This is a genomic window from Myxacorys sp., from assembly GCF_059501405.1.
Window position 1 is genome coordinate 1 of sequence record NZ_JCACCM010000017.1, and the last position, 4,105, is coordinate 4,105.

5 protein-coding genes are annotated in these 4,105 nt (G+C 50.9%); all 5 read right to left on the bottom strand.

Going from position 1 to position 4,105, the window contains the following annotated elements:
* Positions 1–37 precede the first annotated feature (37 nt).
* On the bottom strand, positions 38–379 hold the full coding sequence (locus AC5I6P_RS01875; protein ID WP_495692065.1) for a thioredoxin domain-containing protein: 342 nt from the start codon (positions 377–379) through the stop codon (positions 38–40).
* A 268-nt stretch (positions 380–647) separates the two neighbouring features.
* Positions 648–1,406: a dienelactone hydrolase family protein gene (locus AC5I6P_RS01880; protein WP_495692066.1), complete on the bottom strand. Its 759-nt coding sequence runs from the start codon at positions 1,404–1,406 to the stop codon at positions 648–650.
* 539 nt (positions 1,407–1,945) lie between these two features.
* Complete coding sequence (locus AC5I6P_RS01885) at positions 1,946–2,518, bottom strand: dihydrofolate reductase family protein (RefSeq protein WP_495692067.1); 573 nt, start codon at positions 2,516–2,518, stop codon at positions 1,946–1,948.
* Positions 2,519–2,608: 90 nt separating this feature from the next.
* Complete coding sequence (locus AC5I6P_RS01890) at positions 2,609–3,169, bottom strand: GNAT family N-acetyltransferase (RefSeq protein WP_495692068.1); 561 nt, start codon at positions 3,167–3,169, stop codon at positions 2,609–2,611.
* A 144-nt stretch (positions 3,170–3,313) separates the two neighbouring features.
* Positions 3,314–3,823, bottom strand: a complete 510-nt coding sequence (locus AC5I6P_RS01895) for a GNAT family N-acetyltransferase (protein ID WP_495692069.1) — start codon at positions 3,821–3,823, stop codon at positions 3,314–3,316.
* Positions 3,824–4,105: the final 282 nt, after the last annotated feature.

Genomic DNA, 4,105 nt, shown 5'->3' on the forward strand with positions numbered 1-4,105 from the left:
GATAATGACTCAACTTGACCAGACCCTACTCCTAGCGTCACTGCGTAAGTCCTGATTTAGTACTTTGGGTGCTAAGACCAAATACCTGCGCTCCCAACTCTTTTAGCTCTTGATAATGATCCCGAAAAGCACATGATTGTGGAGTACATCCCCTTGCTCCAGGGATTACGTTCCATTCATCAGGTAGAGGAATACCAGGCTGTCCCGTCATTGGGTAGCAGTAAATGACAACACGACCTGCGATCACTGATAAATCTACATACTCAGCTTGAGTTGAAGATAAGGCGATCGATGGCAAAGACTTCCTTAGCAAATGATTGCAAGCACCATCATCTCCTGGAACGGGCAAATCTTTTGGCAGCTCTGTCAGCCTTTCCATACAACTCTCTGTTTCTGCAATTCACCTGATGCTAACAGATAACCTCTCAACCCCTTTCCCACTAGAAACTTGAACCGTATAACGTTCGCAATCACCGGACGCAGACAAACTTTGCAACTTAACCAACCATATTGAAACGTTCCGGTGCATTGCGAACGTTATACGGTGTTTCTACTATGAGGTATGAGGTCCGACGGGGCCGACGCGTCTCCGGCTAACATGGCGCTTCGCAAATCTTCTTCCCGCGCCCGGACTTCATGCACGTCGCTCATTTCGATTCCTCTCCGAAAAGATCAAGAACCGCTCGCCATGCGCGCTCAGTGTGTTTTGAGTGATAGCCGACACCTGGCACGGTCGCTTGAACATGCGTGAGCCCTTCGGCCGGCGATCCATCCGAATTTGTCGGGCGAGCCCAAAAGGCGTGCTGGGCACCGCCATAGATGTTTACGCGCCAGTCAACCCCAGCATCCTGTAATGCGTGACCAAATGCGAGAAGTTGGTCGGGAGTGCAGAGCGGGTCCTCGGAGCCAGTACAGAGGAGGATAGTGCTGTTTACATCGCGCCAGTCATGGGCATCAGGTTCCGGCAGTCCGGGATGAACGACCGCGACGGCATTGAAGGGTGCGCCTGTTTTCGCAAGCTCAAGGACGATATGTCCGCCAGCACCATAGCCGAGAGCCAAGAGCCGGTTGGCGTCAACATCAGGCGTCGCGAGGAGAACGTCCAGCGCTACGCGACCAATAGCCCGCATCCGTCCAGCGTTGGCCAACAAGGGCATGACCCGAGCCAACATCGCGTCGGGCCTGCCAAAGAAGGTCTGTCCGCCGTGAAAGTCCATCGCGAGTGCAACATAGCCGTGCGCGGCGAGATCATCAGCGCGGCCCCGCTGGTAGTCGTCAAGACCAACGCCGTCGTGTCCAATGAGAACTGCGGGCCAAGGACCCTCGCCGTGCGGCCGTGCTAGATGAGCGACCATGTTCAGGCCGTCTGCCTCGTAGAAGACTTGGGAAGTTGTGATTTCGTGCATATCTTACCTCTCGTTGCTCGCGGAATCCACACTTGGTACACGTCGGCATCCATCGCATTCTGAATCGATTCAAAAACTGGAGTCCATGCCCGAAGCGAAAGACGAACAATAGCATCAAGATGCTGAGGAGTGTATTGTTCAATTTGCATTTCGAGATGGAGTTTAGAAGACGCCCAAGAATTGTAGATGATTAAGCGCATAACTATTATTTAGACTGACTTTTTCCGCCTAAGATCCCAAATTAGTGTAGTTATGCAGATTTCTGTCCATCTAAGATCCCCAAATAGGTGATTAGGCAGAAATTTGTCGGTCTAACATCCCAAATTGGGGAATTAGGCGGAATGTTTCTGCCTATTCTCTCGTGTGAACCGGGCGATCGCCCTTTTAATGCAACAAGTAAGCTGGCTCTGGTTGCCTGCTCACACCCGCAGAAGTTCCAAATCTTGAGAAAATGAATTTGACAACGATCGCAATCAACGGCGACCTATACCCTCGTATCCATGCCAAGCAATTGTCGCTCGTCCGGCTCAGAGGCTATGTTAAGTGACGCTGCCCGCACTGCCCTTACCCACTTCATAACGAAGTTCAGCCATACCCGTGCCGATTTGGCGAACCGACATCAGACGTAGGGTTGGGCTCAGAACTCGGCGCGGGAACAGTTGCTTACCTCTGCCCAGGGTAACTGACACAATCTGGACGATTAGCTCATCCAAAAGCTCGGCATCATGGAACTGCCCTGCCAAGTCGCCGCCTCCCACAATCCAGATGTTCTTGCCCTCCGCCGCCGCCCGCATTTCAAGGTGAACTTGGCGCACATCCCCTTTTACAAATCGGATGTCTACACCCTCGATTACCGGGAGACTGCGACTGGTGAATACCCAGACAGGCTGAGTGTACGGCCACGATGAGCCGGTCTCGGCCGCCACCTGATCGGCGTTGCGCACCATCCACTCGTAGGTGGCCGACCCCATGGCCAATGCACCTACCTCAGCGATGAACTCTGAGTAGCTGGAGTCATTCAGGTTGCCAAGCGGAAACAGCCAGTCCAATGAATCATCTTCGGTAGCAATGAACCCGTCAAGGCTTGTGGCTGTGTAGTACTGGGTCTTCATAACTGTTTTCGCTTCCAAGGACTGATTGCAACCGCCTAACGGCTAAAGTGAGCAGCGACAAACAACATTGAAACGAAGCGCAAAGGCTCTTCACGTCCGCTCCGCTACTGTGTTAGCTCGCTCCTGTTCCAGGATGAACTGATGCACTTTCTCTGCAAAGTTTGCATTCCTGACTAAACCGCCGTCTTTGAACCCCACCCGCGCAGCGACGATCTTTGAATACTGATTAGCTGGCGCAATCAAAGCGATCACTCGACGATAGCCAAGTTCATTAAGGGAGTAACGAGCAAGTGCGGTAGCGATCTCCGTTGCATACCCTTGCCGTCTCGCGCTCGGCATCACTGCGTACATTATTTCTATCGTCTCTTCGTCGTGCGAATTCAAGCCACAGAACCCCACAAACTCTCTGGTCATCTGTTCTTCGACCGCAAAGGCCAGCATGGGATGTGCAGAGCTGTATGACTCGATGGTGGACTCAACAAGCTGCTTGGCTCCCTGCCTGGTCTTCTGCTCCTGGGCAAAGGGAAGAAAGGCCGTGGACTCGCAATCCGTCATAAAGCCGATGAACGGCTCAATATCTTCGCGAGTAAATCTGCGAATTCGCAATCGTGCTGTATCAATCTGTCGTGTGGGTAGAGATGGAGAGATCATCGACATCCTCCTTGACAGCTAACGGTGAAGGTGAACGGCAGCAGATATACTTGGACTCAGCACCAAGATCTCTCAACTGCCCACTCCACCACAATGTTGGGCGGTTGGCTTTCACTATCCGATTCAATAGCTGCCACTGAAATGCTACTGTACGTTAGCTCCATATTTCTTTTCAAGATAGTGAACTTCAGGATCATCTTCCCGTTGCCCTAAATCAACCCATCCGTGCTTGAGATAAAATCTCATTGCCACTCGATTCGTAGGACTGACATTTAAGCGGGCTAACTGACAACCCAGACGCTTGAAAAAATGAGCTGCGTGTTGATCTAATTGCTGACCAAAACCGTGACCTCGAAACTCTGGAGTCAGGTAAAACAAATTGACGTAGCCAACGCTTGAATCGTGTTTCCAACGCATCATCTCAATTTGCCCGATGATTTGCTCTTCTTTCCAAACGTGTACACAACTGGCCGGGATTTCTGTCATTCGCTGTCTCAGCCACTGCAAATATTCCTCAGCTCCGCTTCCATCCTCTTTATAAAACCGAGCAGCTGAACCAAAGCTGCAAATGAAGGAGTCCGCTTTGAATTGAACGCATAAATCTTGATCCCGCTCTAGGTTAATAAGTTTGAACTCAAGTGTAGAAGATTGCAATCTTGCTACTCCAGGCTAAATTTGTGCGTTGTTTCGGCAACTAACTGTAACATCGTCTTTTGAACATTCTGCACTAACAGATACGTTTTGAAGTACTATCAACACCGATAACTCAAGCCGCCTAACGTTCCGGTTGAGCGGCTGTAAGTAGCTGTTGCATACCACCAAGATCTCTATGCAGTCCGCCCCAAGCGGGTTGTTAGCCTGTGCGCCTATGTAGTTAGAAATTGGGTAGTCCTACAGAAGTAATGATTTGTTATAGGCGTGAACAAAGTACCAGAT

Bases quoted from the DNA above. Each gene is read 5' to 3' on its own strand.
- AC5I6P_RS01875 (WP_495692065.1), bottom strand. From the start codon at position 379: ATGGAAAGGCTGACAGAGCTGCCAAAAGATTTGCCCGTTCCAGGAGAT.
- AC5I6P_RS01880 (WP_495692066.1), bottom strand. From the start codon at position 1,406: ATGCACGAAATCACAACTTCCCAAGTCTTCTACGAGGCAGACGGCCTG.
- AC5I6P_RS01885 (WP_495692067.1), bottom strand. From the start codon at position 2,518: ATGAAGACCCAGTACTACACAGCCACAAGCCTTGACGGGTTCATTGCT.
- AC5I6P_RS01890 (WP_495692068.1), bottom strand. From the start codon at position 3,169: ATGATCTCTCCATCTCTACCCACACGACAGATTGATACAGCACGATTG.